Raw genomic sequence first — 17743 nt, 5'->3', positions numbered from 1 at the left:
CGCTGGGCCGTCCGGCTGACGCGGCGCCTGCCGCGGCCCGCTCTCCCCCCACGCCCGCAGGGTGTGGGGGGAGGCGGAGCCCGGTCCTACGCTCCGTCCCGTTCCTGCGCGCGCCGCGCCCGCGCCAGGTCGTCGCGGGACTCGAGCACCAGACGCCGCAGCGCCGGTGCCGCCTGCTCGTGCGCCGCGAGCCACGTGTCCGTGGCCGCCAGCGTGGCCTGCGGATCCTGCAGGGACGGGTAGAGGCCGCTGACCACGTCCATGCCGATCTGGATCGACCGCTGTGCCCACACCCGTTCGATCGCCTCGAAGTACTTCGGTGCGTACGGCTCCGTCAGCTCGCGCTGCGAGGGCTGGGCGAAGCCCGCGATCGTCGCCTCCACGAGTGCGTTGGACAGGGTGTCGGACTCCACCACCGCGGCCCATGCCTGGTCCTTGACCGCAGCCGAGGGGCGCGACGCCAGGCAGCGGACCTCGTGGCGCTTGCCCGAGGCCGTGTCGTCGCGTGCCAGCTCCGCCGCGATCACCGACTCGTCGGCCATGCCGTGCGCGGCCAGCGGTCCCAGGAACGCCCAGCGCAGCTCCTGGTCCACATCGAGGCCGTCGATCTTCGCCGTGCCCTCCAGCAGTCCGGACAGCAGCTGGAAGTCCATCCCGTCGGCGGCGACCGACGCGAAGAACCGCGCCCACGTCAGCTGGTGCTGGCTGCCCGGCTCGGCGCGCCGCAGCTCGCTCAGCGCGCCCGCGGAGAGCAGACGTCCGCCTTCCTCGCGCCATGCGGGCGCGGCGTAGTGCACCAGCGCCGACCGTGCCCAGGTGTGCAGCATCTGCAGCACACCGATGTCCGACTCGCGCCCGGCGAAGCGCAGCACCAGGTCCACGAAGTCCCGCGCCGGCATCAGCGCGTCGCGCGTCAGGTTCCACAGGGACGACCAGCACAGCGCACGCGCCAGGGGGTCGTCGATGTCGCCGAGGTGCGCCCGCAGGGTCTCCAGCGAGCCCTCGTCGAAGCGGATCTTGCAGTACGTGAGGTCCTCGTCGTTGACGAGGACGAGGTCCGGCCGCTCCGCGCCCGCCAGTTCGGACACGACGGTCCGGGCGCCGTGGACGTCCGCACCCGCGCCGGCGTACCGCGCGAGCTTCGCGCCCTCGACCCGGTAGAGGCCGACGGCCACCCGGTGCGGCCGGAGCGTGTCGCCGTCCTGGGCAACGGCGAGCTCTGTGATCCTGCCGTCGGCGTCGTAGGTGACCTCGGGTGTCAGCGAGTTGACTCCGGACGTCTCCAGCCAGGAACGCGACCACTCCTTCATGTCGCGGCCCGAGGTCTCCTCGAGCACGGACAGGAGATCGCCGAGCCGGGTGTTCCCGTACGCGTGGCGCTTGAAGTAGCGGCGGGCGCCCTCCAGGAACGCCTCCCGCCCCACGTACGCCACCAGCTGCTTGAGCACCGACGCGCCCTTGGCGTACGTGATGCCGTCGAAGTTGAGCTTGGCGTCCTCCAGGTCACGGATGTCGGCCGTGATCGGGTGCGTGGACGGCAGCTGGTCGGCGCGGTACGCCCAGGACTTGCGGTTGTTGGCGAAGGTGACCCAGCCGTTGGTGAAGCGGGTCGCCTCCACCATCGAGAACGAGCCCATGAAGTCGGCGAAGGACTCCTTCAGCCACAGGTCGTCCCACCACTGCATGGTGACCAGGTCGCCGAACCACATGTGCGCCATCTCGTGCAGGATGACGTTGGCCCGGCGCTCGTACGACGCCTGTGTCACCTTGCCCCGGAAGACGAACTCCTCACGGAAGGTCACACAGCCCGGGTTCTCCATCGCGCCGATGTTGTACTCGGGCACGAACGCCTGGTCGTACTTCCCGAACGGGTACGGGTAGTCGAAGTGCTCGTGGAAGAAGTCCAGGCCCTGCTTGGTGACCGTGAAGATGTCGTCCGCGTCGAAATGCCTGGCCAGCCCCTTGCGGCACATCGCGCCCAACGGGATCTGCAGCACCGTCCCGTCCGCGAGCTCCCGCTCGTACAGGGCGGTCTCGTAGTGGTACGGCCCGGCGACGACCGCCGTGATGTACGTGGAGATCGGCTTGGTCTCCGCGAAACGCCAGACCCCCTCGTCGGCGCGCGCTCCCTCGCTGTTGCTCCAGACCGTCCAGCCCTCGGGCGCCGTCACCTCGAAACGGAACGGTGCCTTCAGATCCGGCTGTTCGAAGTTGGCGAAGACGCGGCGGGCGTCGGCCGGCTCGTACTGGGTGTAGAGGTAGACCTCGCCGTCCTCCGGGTCGACGAAGCGGTGCAGTCCCTCGCCGGTGCGGCTGTAGGCGCACTGGGCCTCCACGACGAGCACGTTCTCCGCGGCCACCCGGTCCAGTGCGATCCGCGAGCCGTCGAAGACCGCCGACGGATCCAGGCTCTCGCCGTTGAGGGTGACGGACGTCACAGCAGGGGCGACCAGGTCCACGAAGGTCGCCGCGCCGGGCTCGGCGGCCCGGAAGCGGATCGTGGTCACCGACCGGAACGTGCGCGGCCCGGCGCCCTCCTCGGCCTCCCCGACCGCGGAACGCACGTCGAGGGTCACCTGGTACCCGTCGACGCTCAGCAGCCCGGCCCGGGCACGGGCCTCGTCACGGGACAGATTCTCACCGGGCACAAGCACTCCTTCGTGTCTCGTTCGAACACAGGCGATCCTCCCACGGGGGCTCCGGGAATCGATCGGGCGGCCGGTGGTGTTGCCCGTGGGAGACACGGCACGATGCCGCCTTGATGAGGAGTGACATGTCGGAGAACGGCAGGACCGGCAGGACGCCGGTCGACTTCTGGTTCGACCCTCTGTGCCCCTGGGCCTGGATGACCTCCCGTTGGATGCTGGAGGTCGAGAAGGTCCGCGATGTCGAGGTGCGCTGGCATGTGATGAGCCTTGCCGTGCTGAACGAGGACAAGCTGGACGAGCTCCCGGAGGAGTACCGGGACATGCTGGAGACCAAGGCGTGGGGCCCGGTCCGGGTCGTCATCGCCGCCCAGCAGGAGCACGGCGACGAGGTGCTCGGCAAGCTGTACACCGCTCTGGGCACCCGCTTCCACAACGAGGGCCGCGGACCCGTCCGCGAGGCGGTCGTCGAGGCGCTGGAGGAGGTCGGTCTGCCCGTCTCCCTCGCCGACCACGCGGACAAGGACACCTACGACGCCGAGTTGCGCGCCTCCCACAAGGAGGGCATCGACAAGGTCGGCCAGGACGTCGGCACCCCGGTCATCGCCGTACCGGGCTCGGACGGCGAGCAGATCGCCTTCTTCGGGCCGGTCGTCACCCCGGCGCCGAAGGGTGAGGAGGCGGCCCGGCTGTGGGACGGGACGCTGATGGTCGCGTCGATACCGGGCTTCTACGAGATCAAGCGCACGCGTACCCAGGGACCGGTCTTCGACTGAGTCCCCGGTGCACAGACGGCCCCCGCGAGTCCTGTCCTCGCGGGGGCCGTCCTTCATCCGCCTGCCCGGTGAAGGTTGAGAAGACGATCACGAGCAGGACGCTTCACGGTCGCCTCAGGGGGCGATCAGCGGCGTGCGGCCCTTCGCCTCGGCGTAGCGCTTCGCCACGTCCTGCCAGTTCACGACCTGCCACATGGCCTCGATGAAGTCGACCTTCTGGTTCTTGTACTGCAGGTAGAAGGCGTGCTCCCAGGCGTCGAAGACGAGGATCGGCACGGTGCCCTGACCGACGTTGCCCTGGTGGTCGTAGACCTGCTCGACGATCAGCCGGCCGCTGACCGGCTCGTAGGCCAGCACGCCCCAGCCCGAGCCCTGTGTGGTCGCCGAAGCCTTCGTCAACTGGGCCTTGAACTTGGCGAACGAGCCGAACGACTCGGCGATCGCGTCCGCGAGCTCGCCCACGCCGTCCTTCTCCAGCGGCTCGCCGCCGCCGTCGCCCGTCATGTTGTGCCAGTAGATGCTGTGCAGGATGTGGCCCGAGAGATGGAACGCGAGGTTCTTCTCCAGGCCGTTGATCGAGCCCCAGGCCTCCTTGTCGCGCGCCTCCTCGAGCTGTTCGAGGGTGTCGTTCGCGCCCTTCACGTACGCCGCGTGGTGCTTGTCGTGGTGGAGCTCGATGATCTGCGGGTTGATGACCGGCTCGAGCGCCGCGTAGTCGTACGGAAGTTCAGGAAGCGTGTAGATGGCCATGGTCCGGTGGTCCCTCCGACTGCCAACTGCTTGTTGCACATCTTATGCAACTGCACGCTAGCAGCAGGAGGGCGCGCTCGGTGATCAGGCATTGGTCCTAGGACCTCATGGACCACTGCTCCCTGGCGATCACCGCGAGGTCCGGGAAGTCCGTGACGACGGCGTCGACGCCGAGCCCGAAGTGCAGGGCGTACTCGGCGAACGCGTCACCGAAGGCGTTCGGGTCGGTGCCGCGGCGCAGGGGCGCCGGGAGAAACTGGTTCTCCGCCCGGAACGTGTACGCGCCGACCTTCAGTCCGGCCGCGTGCGCGTCCGCGAGCAGCGTGGACGGGGCGACGACGGACGACTTGTCCGGCCCGATCCAGTCCGCGTACCGGGCGATCTCGCGCAGCCCCTCGGGCGTCATCATCTGCGCGTACGTCAGGGAGTGGCCGAACGGGCCGCCCGACGTGCCGAGCGCCTGCCACAGCGGTATCCGCAGCCCGGCCTCGGCGACGCGCAACAGGCTGGAGGGCTCGAAGGACTGGATGACGCACTCGCGCGCGTCGAGCCGGCTGCGCCGGACGATCCGCACCAGCTGCTCCTCCAGCGGAAGGCCGATGGAGCGGAAGTACGTGGGGTGCTTGGTCTCGGGGAATACCGCGATCCGCCGGCCGTACTGCTTCGACAGCGCCCGGGCCAGGTCGACGACCTCCTGGAACGTCATGATCCGCTCACGGCCGTCGAACACGGTGTTGCGGTTGCGCACGAGTGGCAGCCGTTCCACCGCCCGCAGCGTCCTCAGCTCGGCGAGTGTGAAGTCCTCGGTGAACCAGCCGGTCACCTGCCGGCCGTCGACCGTCTTCGTCGTGCGGCGGTCCGCGAACTCGGGGTGCCGGGACACATCAGTCGTCCCCGAGATCTCGTTCTCGTGCCGCACCACGAGCACATGGTCCCTGGTCGGCACGAGATCGGGCTCGATCCAGTCCGCTCCGCCCTGCACGGCGGCCGTGTACGAGGCGGCGGTGTGCTCGGGCCGCCAGCCGGCCGATCCGCGGTGGCCGATGACCAGCGGCCCCTCGGGCCGCGGGTGCGGGGCCGCGGTGGCGGCAGTGTCGGGCAGGGCGGAGACGGCGGCGGCCGCCCCGGCGGCGAGCAGTACCGAACGGCGTCCTGGCAGTGCGGGCATACGGGTCTCCCTGTCAGAGGTCTCTCGGATACGGCGTGGGGGGCTGCGCGCACACGCTGGTCACACGAGATGGCGTCCGCACGGACACGCGGTTGCTTCCTGATGGCCGCTCAGTTCCGGCGCGTACGGCTGCGCGCCGTGGCCAGCCGGTCCAGATGCTCCTCGTACGCCTTGGCGTAGTAGGCCGCCCGCCCCGCGTCGGGCGTCACCACCGAGGCCGGCGCCGTCCAGGCGGCCGTGTCGAGCTTGACGCCGTGCCGTGCCGCCGACGCGAGCACCGCGCCCCTGGCGCCCACCTCGCCCTCCACGATGCGCAGTTCGCGGCCGAGGACATCGGCGAACAGCCGCATCCACGCGGGCGAGCGGGTGCCGCCGCCGCAGATCGCGAGGCTGCCCGTCAGCCCGGCGGCCTCCAGGCAGTGGCGGGCGGCGAAGCCGATGCCCTCGCAGGTGCCGCGGACCAGGTCCGCCTTGGTGGACTCCAGGCTGACGCCGGTCAGTTCGGCGCGCAGCCGGGGATCGACGAAGGGGGCGCGTTCGCCGGACGGTGCGAAGTACGGCAGCACCCGCACGCCGTGCGCACCCGGCGGAGTCTCCGCCAGCAGGGCGTCGACCTCGGTGTGCCGTACGCCGGTCGTGGCGAGCACCCAGTCGAGCGCGGCCGTGCCGACCATGGCCGGCATGGCGCGCAGGAAGTGACCGGGGCGGTCGGTCGAGATGTACAGGCCCGCCGGTTCACCGGTGAGATCCAGGTCCCGAGTGGCGACGAGAGAGGCGAGACAGGTGCCGACGATGAGCAGTCCGTCGCCGGGAGCCGTCACTCCCGCGCCCAGCGCGCAGGCGGCCAGATCGTAGGGCCCGTTGGCGATCGGGGCGCCCGAGGCGAGTGTGCCGGTGGCGATCGGATCGGCGACCGGGGCGAGCAGTTCGCTCCGGTGGCCGAGGCCGAGGGTGTCGACGACGTCCGCGGACCAGGTGCGGGTCCGCGGGTCGAGGAAGGGCATCGACGCGTCCGACACGTCCGTCGTCCGCACCCCGGTCAGCCGCTGGAAAACCATGTCCTTGCAGTACAGGGCGGTGGCAGCCGCGTCCAGCGACTGCGGTTCGTGCTGCTCCAGCCAGGCCAGCACCGGTCCGGGGCAGCCGGGGAACATGGCGCTCCCGGTGCGCCGGAACACCGATTCGAAGACGCCCGACGCCAGCCATTCGCCGACCAGTTCATGGGCCCGCCCGTCCATCCACGAGATCGCCGGGCGCACCGGGCGGCCGTCGCCGTCGACGAGCCAGACGCCGTCGCCCTGGCCGGTGAGCCCGACCAGCTCGACGGCCGCACCACCGGCGGTCAGTGCCGCGAGGACGTCGACGACCGCTGCGTACACCTCGTCCATGTCCTGCTCGACATGGCCGCCGCGGATGTCGAGCGCGACCGGGCGGGACTCCACGGCCAGCGTCGCCCCGGTCTCGTCGAAGGCCGCGGCCTTCACCACGGACGTGCCGACATCGATGCCGATGAACATCGCCATTGCAGCAGCTCTCCTCAGCTCGGACTCGGCCGGACCCGGGGGACCCGGGCCGTCTCTCAGGTCAGGCAGTGCGCGAGGGGTTCGCCTCGGACATGGCGTCCCACCTCCGCAGCCGCGATCGCCGCCGCCTTGTGTGCCACTGCCCGGCTCGCGCCGCCCAGATGCGGGGTGAGCACCAGATTCGGTGTGGTCAACAGCCGTGAACCGGGGGCCGGCGGCTCCTGTTCGTAGGTGTCCAGGGCCGCTGCCGCCAGATGGCCCCGGTCCAGGGCGTCGCACAGCGCGTCGGTGCTCAGCAGACCGCCGCGCGCCGCGTTCACCAGCACCGATCCCTCGGGCATCAGCGCCAGCTCGCGGGCGCCGATCAGCCCGCGGGTCTCGGGGGTGAGCCGGGCGTGCAGGGTCACGATGCGGGAGCGGGAAAGCAGCGCGTCCAGCGAGGGGGCGCGCATGCCGTGCACATCGCCCCGGACGTAGGGGTCGTACACCTCGACCTCGGCGCCGAAGGCGGACAGCACCCGGGCGACCCGGCTGCCGACCGCGCCGTACCCGATCAGCCCGACCGGGGTGTCCTCCAACTCCGGTCCGCACCGCTCGTACGTGTAGTACGAGGCGTCCCAGTGCCCCTCCAGGGCAAGGGAGTTGTGCGCCTCCGGGATGCGGCGCAGCGCGGCGAGCATCAGCCCCACCGTGAACTCGGCCGTCGCCGCCGCATTGCGGCCGGGCGCGAAGCAGACCCGCACCCCGCGGGCCTTCGCCGCGGCCGCGTTCACATTGACCGGGCCGCCGCGGCAGACGGCGATCAGCCGCAGCGCGGGTGCCGCGGCCAGCACCCGCTCCGTGAACGGCGCCATCTGCGTCACACACACCTCGACCCCGTCGAGCGCCTCGATGAGCGCGTCCTCGGCGTCGCTCGCCTCGTCGACCTCGCCCACCTTGCCGAACGGCTCCAGCGGCCAGGGCAGGGTCAGTTCGGCCAGCTCGAAGGGGTGTCCGGCGAGGTCGCGTCGCAGGGCGTCGGCGATGAGGGTGCTGCGGACGAAGTGGTCACCTGCGGCGAGGACTTTCATGTGAGGGCGTCTCCCGTCTCGGCGTCGAAGACATGCGTGAGCTCCGGGTCGGCGGCGACATGGACGGCCGTGCCGCGTTCGGGGCGAACCTCGGGCGGGGTCTGCACGACCAGCGGACGGTCCACGCCCTCCAGGGCGAGTGTGGCGATGCCCGACTCCAGCAGGGGTTCGTGGGCGCTGACCGTGGCCCGGACACCGACGCCCGTCAGCCGCAGATCCTCCGGGCGCACCCCGAGCACCACGCGCCTGCCGGCCGGCAGGCGCCGCGGCAGCGGCACCCGCACGGTGGGGGACAGCCGCAGCAGTCCGCCGTCCTCGACCGTGCCTGGAAGCAGATTCATCGCGGGCTCCCCCACGAAGTCGGCGACGAAGAGGTTCGCGGGGGCGTCGTAGATCTCGTGCGGGGTGCCCAGCTGCTGGATCACCCCGTCGTTCATCACTGCGATACGGTCGGCCAACGACAGTGCCTCCTCCTGATCATGTGTGACCAGGATCGTCGTGTGTCCGAGATCGCGCTGGATCCGCTTGAGCTCACGGCGCGTCGTGTCGCGCTGCCCGGCGTCCAGATGGGAGAGCGGTTCGTCGAGCAGCAGGACGTCCGGCTCGCGGATCAGGGCCCGTGCGAGGGCCACCCGCTGCTTCTGGCCGCTGGACAGCCCGGCAGGGCGGGCGTCCAGCAGCGGCGAGATCCCGATCCGCTCGGCCATGGCGGCGATCCGCCCCGCGATCTCGGCGCGGGAGGACCGGCCCCGGGCCGCGAGCCCGAAGCCCAGGTTCTCCGCGACCGTCAGCGGCGGATAGAGCGCGTAGTTCTCGAACGCGACGCCGATGTTGCGGCGCCGCGCCGGGAGCTGCACCACCGAGGCCCCGTCGATGCGGATGTCGCCGTCCGTGACCTCTTCCAGACCCGCGATCATCCGCAGGGTCGTGGACTTGCCGCAGCCGGACGGACCGAGCAGCCCCAGCAGCTCCCCGGACTCCAGCCGCAGATCGATGCCGCGCACCGCGTCGACCGGGGGCCGCCCCCGGGTGACGTACGTCTTGCGCAGCCCGTGCAGCGCCAGTTCAGTCATCAGGGCTCACCGCCGGCCTCGCGACCTGGTAGGGGACCTTGTGCTCGTCGAGTTCGCGCAGGGCCTCGGCCGGGGCGCCGTCGTCGACGAGCACCAGGTCGAAACGGGACAGCGGAGCGAGCCGGTGCAGGGCGACGCGGCCCAGCTTGGAGTGGTCGAGCAGCAGGACGTTCTTCGCGGCCGAGTCGAGCATCGCCCGCTTCACGGACACGATGTGCTGTTCCTGGTGGTAGGCGAAGCCTCCGGACACCGCCGAGGTGGAGGTGAAGCAGATGTCGACCTGGAGGGACTGGACCGCCTCCACGCAGGAGACGCCGAGGAACGAGGAGTGCAGCGGGTCGTAGTCGCCGCCGAGTGCCATCAGATGGATGCCGCGCTCGGTGGACAGCAGGGTCAGCGCCTCGAGGAAGTTGGTGACCACCGTCAGCGGGGTGATCGCGGAGAGGCGCCGGGCGATCTCCAGGGTGGAGGTGGAGTCGTCCAGCATGACGGCCATGCCCGGCTCGATCAGCGTCAGCGCCCGCTCGGCGACGGCGGCCTTCTCGCGCTGCATGGTCTTCAGCCGGTACGCCACGTTCGACTCGAAGACACCGGAGGGCTGGGCGGTCACTCCGCCGCGGAACTTGCGCACGATGCCCTGGCGTTCCAGCTCGTCCAGATCGCGGTGGATCGTCATGAGGCTGACGTCGAACCGTTCGGCGAGCTCGGCGGCCGTGCCCTCGCCCCGGGCGAGGACGTACTCGGCTATCGCGGCCTGGCGGGGGGCGGGGCCGCGCTGCGCAGATGTGCTCATGAGGTGATTCCTTCGATCCTTCGTCCTGGTCCCTGCGGCCCGTCGGCCTCGAACAGCAGCAGGTTCTCAGGCCGGGCGGCCGGCCGGACAGGATCGTCGGGTCGCAGGCCGGCGGCGTCCGCGTGGGGGACGACGAGCGAGAGGTGCCGGGCGCCTGCGCGGACGGTCAGTTCGACGGAACGGCCGAGCGCCTCCGTGACGTACACGGTGCCGGGCAGGACGCACCCGGTGCCGCCGAGCGTCAGGTCACGCGGGCGCACGCCGAGCTGTACCGGGGTACCGGGAGCGGCCGCCACCCGCGGCGCCCCTTCGACGACGCCCTCCAGCGGGCGGAAGCGCCCGTCGTCGCCGACCGTCCCGGGCAGCAGATTGATCCGCGGCCGCCCGAACGACCGTGCCACGAACGTGTCGTGGGGCCGGTGCCAGATCTCCTCGCGGGTGCCCGTCTGCACGATCCGCCCGTCCCTGATCACCCCGATCCGGTCGCCGAGCGCCAGCGCCTCCACGGAGTCATGGGTGACGTACAGGGTCGTGGTGCGCTGCACGGTGCCGATCGCCTTCAGCTCGGCGCGCATCGCCTGTCGCAGCTTGGCGTCGAGATGGGACAGCGGTTCGTCGAGCAGGAACGCGCGGGCCGGCCGCACCAGCACCCGTCCCAGGGCGACGCGCTGCCGCTGCCCGTTGGACAGCCGGCCCACCGGCCGGTCGAGCAGGGCTTCTATGCCGAGGAGGGACGCGATCTCACCGATCCGCTCGCGCGCCAGGTGTGCGGGGAGGCGGTGGCGCGGCGAGCGGAGCGGGGAGGCGAGATTGTCATATGCCGTGCGGTGGGGATAGAGGGCGTACGACTCGAAACACATCGCCACACCCCGGTCGTACGGCTCGACGCCCGTCATGTCGCGTCCGTCCAGCTCGACCGTGCCCGCCGAGGGCTGCTCCAGGCCCGCGATCGTCTTGAGCGTGGTGGTCTTGCCGGCGCCGGAGGGCCCGAGGAGGCAGAAGAACTCGCCCTTGGCCACTTCCAGTTCCAGGCCGTCGAGTGCGGTGGTCCTTCCGTACGTCTTGGTCACGCCGCGCAGCGCGATCGCCGCCGTCATGACTTCACCGCCCCGAAGGACAGCCCGCGCACCAGGTAGCGCTGGATGGTGAGCGCCAGCAGCAGCGGCGGGACGACCGAGACGAGGGCGGCGGCGGCCGTCAGGTTGTACTTGGGCCGGTCGCCGCCGAGGAAGGACAGGGCGCCCACGGTCACAGTCTGTGCCTCGGAGGAGGTGAGGATGAGGGGGAAGACGAAGTTGTTCCAGGCGAAGATGAACGCGAGCAGCGACACGGCGGCGATGCCCGGCTTCACCAGCGGCAGCGCCACCTTGAAGAACGCCTGCTTGCGTGTGTAGCCGTCGAGCAGCGCCGCCTGCTCCAGCTCGGGGGAGAGGTCGGAGAAGTACGACCGCATGATCCACACGATCAGCGGCAGCGTGACGAGCTGGAGCACCCACACCATGCCGACGTAGGTGTCGAACAGTCCGAGCTGCTGGTACAGCACGAACAGTGGGATGATCACGGTCAGTTCGGGTGCGAAGCGGAACGACAGCAGCGTGAACATCAGGTTCTCCGAGCCGCGGAAGCGCCAGCGGGCGGCGGCGTACGCGGCGGGCAGCCCGATCGCCAGCGACAGCAGCACCGCGCCCAGCGACACCACCAGGCTGTTGACGAAGAACCGGACGAACGGCACGCCCTGGTCCTCGCCGGCGCCGAGCACCGTGCGGTAGGAGTCGAGCGTCGGGGTGAAGGAGAAGTAGGTGCTGAACAGCTCCTCGGTCGGCTTCAGCGAAAGAATGAGCATCCAGACGACGGGGAAGAGCGCGAAGACGAAGTAGAGGATGAGCGCGCCGTCCGCGGCGACCGCGAGCAGCCTGCGCTTGAGGGCGGTGCGGTCCGTACTCATTCGGGCACCTCCGCCGCGCGGTTGTTGATCCGGCCCAGATAGCGCACCAGCACCATCGCCGCGAGATAGACCACGGCCCACAGCACGATCGTGTAGCTGATGCCGAAGGAGTAGCGCTGGAAGCGGATCGCCTCCAGATAGGCGCGGATCTGGATCACCACGGTCGAGTCGCCGGGCCCGCCCTCGGTGAGCGCGTAGATGATGTCGAACACCTTCAGCGAGTCCATGAACCGGAAGATCACCGCCACCAGGACGTACGGCCACAGCATCGGCAGCGTCAGCTTGCGGAAGGTGAACCACCAGCCCGCGCCGTCGACGGCCGCCGCCTCGAACGGCGAGGTGGGCAGCGAACGCAGCCCGGCCAGCGCCAGGATCGCCACGAACGGCGTGTACACCCAGGTGTCCACGGCGATCGAGGTGAGCAGCGCGCCGGTCGGTGTGTCCGTCCACTGCACCCCGCCGAGCCCGAAGGGGCGCAGCAGGTGGTTGATGACACCGACGGACGGCTGGAGCATCAGCTTCCACATGATCGCGGCGATCACGGGCGCGATCATCAGCGGCAGGATCAGGATCTTCTCCAGCACGCGGCCGATCCGTGTGGAGCGGTGCAGGAGCAGGGCCACGCCGACGCCGAGCACGGTCTCGACCGCGGCGGCGCCCACCGCGTACAGCACCGTGACCCGGGCCGAGTCCCAGAACGCGCTCTGCGTGAAGATGCGCCGGTAGTTCTCCACGCCCACGACATCGGGCACGGGCTTGCTCGCCGCGAAGTCGAACGCCGTGTAGTAGAGCCCGAGACCGAAGGGGTAGAGAATCCCGCCGGTCAGCAGGAGGGCGGGCACGATCAGCAGATACGGACGCAGCGAGCGGCGCCAGCCGGGCACACGTGGCGCCGCCCGCTCCACCTCCTCGCGTGAGGCCGCCCCGTGGCCGGTCTCCATCAGCGAGGACACTCTCAGCCCACCTTGGACGCCAGGTCGCCCGCGAGGCCGTTCAGCACGGACGAGGCGTTCTTGCCGCCGTAGATCTCCTGGAGGGCCGCCGCCCAGCTCGTCGTCGCGTCGAAGAACTGCTCCTGCGGAGTGAACTGGATCTTCGTCTGGTCGACGACCGTCTCGAAGGTCTCGATGAAGCCGGGGATCGCCTTCATCTTGTCCTTGTACGCGGTGTCCTGGCTGACCGACTGCCGCACCGGGTCGATGTGGTTGTACTGCACCGCGCCCTTGAGCAGATGCTCCTTGCCGGTCGCCCACTGCAGGAACAGCCAGGCCGGCAGCTTCTTCTTCGACCTGGCGTTCATACCGAGCGACCAGATCCACATGTTCGTGGCCAGCGAGCCGCCCGGACCCTTGGGACCGGGGTGGAAGGCGATCTTCCCGGAGGCGGGGGACGCGCCCTTCACGGCCTGGAAGTAGGCGGCGGTGTCGGCGTCGAAGAGCATCCCGGCCTTCTTCGCCCCGAGGTCGCTGGAGCACTGGTACCAGGTGTACGAGGTCCAGGACGGCGGACCGCCCTTCTTCACCATGTCGGCCCAGTCGCGCGTGAAGGCGATCGCCTCGGGCGAGTTCATCGCGGGCTTCACCTTGCCGCCCTCGACGGTGAAGTCCTTGAGCCCGTTGCGCGCGTACATCGTCATGAAGCCCGGATGGATCGTGGCCCAGCTGCGCGAGCCGCGCACCGCGACCCCGTACATCCCGTCGTAGCCCGCGCCCGGCGCCCGGCGCTTGATGGCCCCGGCCACCTCGCGCAGCTCGTCGAACGTCTCGGCGGGCTTCAGCCCGAGCTTCGCGAACACCTCGGTGTTGTAGGCGACGACATTGGTCTCCCATCCCCACGGCAGCGCGTACTGGCCGCCCTGGCCGAGCGGTGCCCCGGCCTTCAGGGACCATTGGTCGGCCTGGAGCAGGTTGGGGAAGAAGTCCGCCTGGTCCCATTCGGCGCCGGTGGCCGCGGAGTTGCGCATCCACGGCCCGAGATCCTCCAGCCAGCCGGGCGGACCGTACTGCCACACCATGTAGGCGCCGAGCATGAACACGTCGTACGAGGCCCGGCCGCTGGACAGGTCGACGGTGAGCTTGTCGAAGTAGTTGTCCTCGGGGAACACGTCGTACTCGACCTTGATGCCGGTCTTCTCGGTGAACGACTTCAGGTCCGCGATCAGCGCGTCCGTGTACGGATGCTTGTTGAGCAGCGCCTTGACCGTCTTCCCCTCGGCCCGCTTCCAGTCGAACGAGCCGGTGACCTCGTCCGCGGCGGAGCCGTCGCCCTGCTTGCCCTCGTCGCCGAAGCCGGCACCGCACGCGGTGAGCAGGGGAGCGGCGGAAGCCGCCGCAGTGAGGGCGAGGAACCGCCGCCGGTCGTGTCCGCGCATGTCCATCCCGACCTCCGCTGTGTCTTCCCGGGGGCGACCCCGGGCCCCCGGGCAGGGGGACCTCTCACACGTTCAGCCGACTGGTTAACAGAGCTTGTAACACGGCCACTTGGCCGTCAATCCCTCGCGCAACGCCAATTCTCGGTGCACAGTGAGAAGTTCACAGAAGGAGCCGGTATGTGGATGGGCATCGATCTCGGCACACAGGGCGTCCGCGCGGTGCTCGCCACCGACGACGGAGAGGTCCTCGGCAGCGGCTCCGCACCGCTGACCGGCAGACGCGAGGGCGGGCACCACGAACAGTCGCCCGAGGACTGGTGGACCGCCGTGTGCACCGCCACCCGTGAGGCGCTGCGCGACCGTCCGGGACCGCGCGCCCTGGCGGTCTGCTCCACCTCGGGAACCGTCCTGCTCGCCGACCCGGCCGGCAGGCCGCTCACCCCGGCCCTGATGTACGACGACGGCCGGGCGCCGGGACGCGGACCCGGTCGCGCACTGTGGCTGCTGCGCGCATACGACACCGGGCGCGGCGCCCGCGTCCTGCACCAGGCCGATCTGATCGTCTCCCGGCTGGCCGGACACCTGCTTCCCACGGACTCCAGCCATGCGCTCAAGACCGGCTACGACCCGGAGAAGGGCACGTTCGACGGACAGGAACTGCCGGACGGCGCGCTGCCCGACGTGGTGCTCCCCGGCACCGGACTCGGCCAGGTGTGCCGGCAGGCCACTCAGGAGACGGGCATCCCCGAAGGCACGCTGATCGTGGCGGGCATGACCGATGGCTGTGCGGCGCAGATCGCCTCGGGTTCGCTCACCGTCGGCTCCTGGAACTCGGTCCTCGGCACGACGCTCGTCCTCAAGGGCGTCTCCGCCGACCCGCTCCACGACCCGGCCGGGGTCGTCTACAACCACCTCTCGGCCGACGGCAACTGGCTGCCGGGCGGCGCCTCCGGCGTCGGCGGCGGAGCCCTGCGCAACGCCTTCCCGGACGAGGACCCCGCCCGTCTCGACCGCCTCGCCGAACCCCATGACCCGGCCGGCGCGATCGCCTACCCGCTTGCCTCCCGCGGCGAGCGCTTCCCCTTCGTCGCCCCCGACGCCACCGCCTTCCTGCTCGGCACCCCCGCATCCGACGCCGACCACTGGGCCGCACTCCTCCAGGGCGTGGGCCTCACCGAACGGCTCTGCATCGACTACCTCGACCACCTCGGCGCCGACCTGGAGGGGCCGCTCACCTTCACCGGCGGCGCTGTGCGCAGCGACCGCTGGACCCGGCTGCGGGCGGACATCCTGGGCCGCGAGATCCGGATCCCCCGCGCCGCCGAACCCGCGCTCGGCATGGCCGTGCTCGCCGCCTACGGCGCGGGCGGCGCGACCACGCTGAGCGGGGCGGCCGGCCGGATGGTGCGTCTGCGCGAGGTGGTACGCCCGCGCCGCAGCGAACGCTTCACCGAGCCGTACCTGACGATGGTGGGCGAACTGGAGCGCCGCGGCTGGCTGCCCGAGCCGGTCGCCGCGCACGCCCGTGCCCGCACGGCGAGGACCGTATGACCCCGGAGAGGACCCCATGACCGCCACCCTGCTGCTCGCCCGCCACGGACAGACCGTCTGGCACGCGGAGAACCGCTACGCGGGCATCAGCGACGTCGCCCTCACCGACGAGGGCCGCCGTCAGGCCGAGGCCCTGGGCGCGTGGGCGAAGGCCCACCCCGTCGACGCGGTCCGGACCTCCACCGTGTCCCGGGCGATCGAGACCGCCGCACCGGCCTGCCGGGCCCTGGGCCTCGTACCGCACCGCGAACACGACCTGCGCGAATGCGACTTCGGGGTGGTCGAAGGCCGCACCCTGGCCGAGTTCGCCGCCGAGAACCCGAAGGCGGCGGCCGCCTTCCGCGCCGACCCGGCCGCGCACCCGTTCCCGGACGCGGAGGATCCCCGGGCCGCTGCGGCCCGGGGGTCCGGTGCGCTGCGCCGTATCGCCGGCGCGCACGAGGGGCAGCGGGTGCTGGTGGTCGCCCACAACACCCTGCTGCGGCTGGTGCTCTGCGAGTTGCTCGGCATCCCGCTCGCCGACTACCGCAGGGTCTTCCCGCAGTTGAGGAACGCTGCGGTCACCGAGGTCCGGCTCGCGGCCGACGGCGGCAGGGCCGCGCTGCTCGGCCTCAATCTGCCGTGCTGACCTCGGTGGCGTCCGCCGCGGCGCGTGACTCGCGCACCCGCTGCAGTGTGTAGCCCCAAGCGGCGAGGACGAGGGTCAGGACACCGGTGCCGAGCAGCTGCAGTCGGGTCTCCTCCTCACGCAGCATCAGTACGAAGACGGCGGCCATCCCGACGAGCGCGACGACGGTCAGCCCCGGGTACAGCCACATCTTCACCACCAGCTTCTCGGGCGCCTCGCGCTCGGTGCGGCGGCGCAGGATCAGCTGCGAGACGGCGATGAAGATCCAGACGACGAGGATGATCGCGCCGATGGTGTTCAGCAGCCACATGAAGACGTCGTCCGGCCTCCAGTAGCTCAGCAGCACGCACAGGAAGCCGAAGACGGACGAGACCAGCACCGCGACGCGCGGCACGCCGCCGAAGGTCCGGCCGAGCGCCTTCGGTCCTTCGCCGCGCGCCACCAGCGAGCAGGCCATGCGGGAGGCGCCGTAGATGTTGGCGTTCATCGCGGACAGCAGGGCGACCAGCACGACGACGTTCATGATCTGACCGGCGCCGTCGATGCCCAGGTGGTCCAGCGTCGCGACGTACGGGCCCTTTTCGACGACGTTCTTGTCGTTCCACGGCACCAGGGTCACGATGACCGCCATCGAACCGATGTAGAAGACGGCGATCCGCCACATCGCGGTGCGCACGGCCTTGGCGACACCCTGCACCGGGTGCTCGGACTCGGCCGCGGCGATCGTGACCGTCTCCAGACCGCCGTAGGCGAAGACGGAGGCGAGGAGACCGACGACCAGGCCCTCGGAGCCGTTCGGCATGAAGCCGCCGTCGCCCGTGAGATTGGCCGTACCGGGCGCCTCGGCACCCGGCAGGACGCCGGTGATCGCCAGCACGCCGATGCCCAGGAACAGGACGATCGCGGCCACCTTCAGCGCGGCGAACCAGAACTCGAACTCGCCGAAGTTCTTCACCGCGGCCAGGTTCGTGCCGCAGAACACCAGCATGAACAGCGCGACCCAGGCCCACTCCGGGGTTCCCGGCAGCCAGCCCGTCATGATCGCGGCAGCGCCGATCGCCTCCAGGCCGACAGCCACGCAGAGCAGGAACCAGAAGGCCCAGCCCGCGGTGAAGCCCGCCCAGGGGCCGATGGCCCGCTCGGCGTGCACGGAGAAGGAACCGGAGGCGGGGTTGGCGGCCGACATCTCGCCCAGCATGCGCATCACCAGCATGACCAGCAGGCCGGAGAGCGCGTAGGCGACGACGATCGAGGGTCCCGCCGCGGCGATTCCGGCACCGGAGCCGACGAAGAGCCCGGCGCCGATGACACCGCCCAGGGCGATCATCGACAGATGGCGTTGTTTGAGTCCGTGCGAGAGCGGGACGTCGGCCTGCTGGTCGACGGGCGCGGGCGCGGAGGTCCGAGACATGGGCGTGCCCTGTTCATGAGCCGAGACGGGGGAGCGGAC

General features: G+C 70.7%; 15 protein-coding genes. 3 read left to right on the top strand and 12 right to left on the bottom strand.

Going from position 1 to position 17743, the window contains the following annotated elements:
- Positions 1-86: 86 nt before the first annotated feature.
- Positions 87-2648, bottom strand: coding sequence for an aminopeptidase N (pepN, locus tag AC067Z_RS05985; RefSeq protein ID WP_478788228.1), 2562 nt, complete (start codon positions 2646-2648; stop codon positions 87-89).
- A gap of 125 nt (positions 2649-2773) precedes the next feature.
- Between pepN and AC067Z_RS05980 the strand changes: the two genes are divergently transcribed.
- Positions 2774-3421, top strand: coding sequence for a mycothiol-dependent nitroreductase Rv2466c family protein (locus AC067Z_RS05980; RefSeq protein ID WP_478788227.1), 648 nt, complete (start codon positions 2774-2776; stop codon positions 3419-3421).
- 114 nt (positions 3422-3535) lie between these two features.
- Here the strand turns inward: AC067Z_RS05980 and AC067Z_RS05975 are convergent, their stop codons facing one another.
- From AC067Z_RS05975 to AC067Z_RS05930, 10 genes are all read right to left on the bottom strand, one after another.
- Complete coding sequence (locus AC067Z_RS05975) at positions 3536-4171, bottom strand: superoxide dismutase (protein ID WP_478788226.1); 636 nt, start codon at positions 4169-4171, stop codon at positions 3536-3538.
- Between the two features lie 97 nt (positions 4172-4268).
- Positions 4269-5339, bottom strand: a complete 1071-nt coding sequence (locus AC067Z_RS05970) for a glycerophosphodiester phosphodiesterase family protein (RefSeq protein WP_478788225.1) — start codon at positions 5337-5339, stop codon at positions 4269-4271.
- Positions 5340-5449: 110 nt separating this feature from the next.
- Complete coding sequence (locus AC067Z_RS05965) at positions 5450-6856, bottom strand: FGGY family carbohydrate kinase (RefSeq protein WP_478788478.1); 1407 nt, start codon at positions 6854-6856, stop codon at positions 5450-5452.
- Positions 6857-6918: 62 nt separating this feature from the next.
- Positions 6919-7932: a 2-hydroxyacid dehydrogenase gene (locus AC067Z_RS05960; RefSeq protein WP_478788224.1), complete on the bottom strand. Its 1014-nt coding sequence runs from the start codon at positions 7930-7932 to the stop codon at positions 6919-6921.
- On the bottom strand, positions 7929-9005 hold the full coding sequence (locus tag AC067Z_RS05955) for an ABC transporter ATP-binding protein (protein WP_478788223.1): 1077 nt from the start codon (positions 9003-9005) through the stop codon (positions 7929-7931). The genes AC067Z_RS05960 and AC067Z_RS05955 overlap by 4 nt, the downstream gene beginning before the upstream one ends.
- Positions 8998-9798, bottom strand: a complete 801-nt coding sequence (locus tag AC067Z_RS05950; RefSeq protein ID WP_478788222.1) for a DeoR/GlpR family DNA-binding transcription regulator — start codon at positions 9796-9798, stop codon at positions 8998-9000. The genes AC067Z_RS05955 and AC067Z_RS05950 overlap by 8 nt, the downstream gene beginning before the upstream one ends.
- Positions 9795-10895 (bottom strand): ABC transporter ATP-binding protein, encoded by a 1101-nt coding sequence (locus AC067Z_RS05945; protein ID WP_478788221.1) that lies wholly within the window; start codon positions 10893-10895, stop codon positions 9795-9797. Before AC067Z_RS05945 ends, AC067Z_RS05950 begins: the two co-directional genes overlap by 4 nt.
- Positions 10892-11743: a carbohydrate ABC transporter permease gene (locus AC067Z_RS05940; protein ID WP_478788220.1), complete on the bottom strand. Its 852-nt coding sequence runs from the start codon at positions 11741-11743 to the stop codon at positions 10892-10894. The genes AC067Z_RS05945 and AC067Z_RS05940 overlap by 4 nt, the downstream gene beginning before the upstream one ends.
- On the bottom strand, positions 11740-12696 hold the full coding sequence (locus AC067Z_RS05935; protein WP_478788219.1) for a carbohydrate ABC transporter permease: 957 nt from the start codon (positions 12694-12696) through the stop codon (positions 11740-11742). Before AC067Z_RS05935 ends, AC067Z_RS05940 begins: the two co-directional genes overlap by 4 nt.
- A gap of 2 nt (positions 12697-12698) precedes the next feature.
- Positions 12699-14120, bottom strand: a complete 1422-nt coding sequence (locus tag AC067Z_RS05930) for an ABC transporter substrate-binding protein (protein WP_478788218.1) — start codon at positions 14118-14120, stop codon at positions 12699-12701.
- Positions 14121-14291: 171 nt separating this feature from the next.
- Between AC067Z_RS05930 and AC067Z_RS05925 the strand changes: the two genes are divergently transcribed.
- Both AC067Z_RS05925 and AC067Z_RS05920 read left to right on the top strand, forming a co-directional pair.
- The gene (locus tag AC067Z_RS05925; protein ID WP_478788217.1) at positions 14292-15665 is read left to right on the top strand and encodes an FGGY-family carbohydrate kinase; all 1374 of its coding nucleotides are present in this window, start codon (positions 14292-14294) and stop codon (positions 15663-15665) included.
- A gap of 16 nt (positions 15666-15681) precedes the next feature.
- A complete protein-coding gene (locus tag AC067Z_RS05920; protein WP_478788216.1) occupies positions 15682-16293 on the top strand; it encodes a histidine phosphatase family protein in 612 nt (203 codons plus the stop codon).
- Here the strand turns inward: AC067Z_RS05920 and AC067Z_RS05915 are convergent.
- Complete coding sequence (locus AC067Z_RS05915) at positions 16277-17704, bottom strand: amino acid permease (RefSeq protein WP_478788215.1); 1428 nt, start codon at positions 17702-17704, stop codon at positions 16277-16279. The two genes, AC067Z_RS05920 and AC067Z_RS05915, sit on opposite strands and share 17 nt — an antisense overlap.
- Between the last annotated feature and the right edge of the window lie 39 nt (positions 17705-17743).

This window comes from Streptomyces sp. NPDC043812 (assembly GCF_056436245.1).
This window is presented reverse-complemented; position numbering and strand designations above follow the sequence as displayed.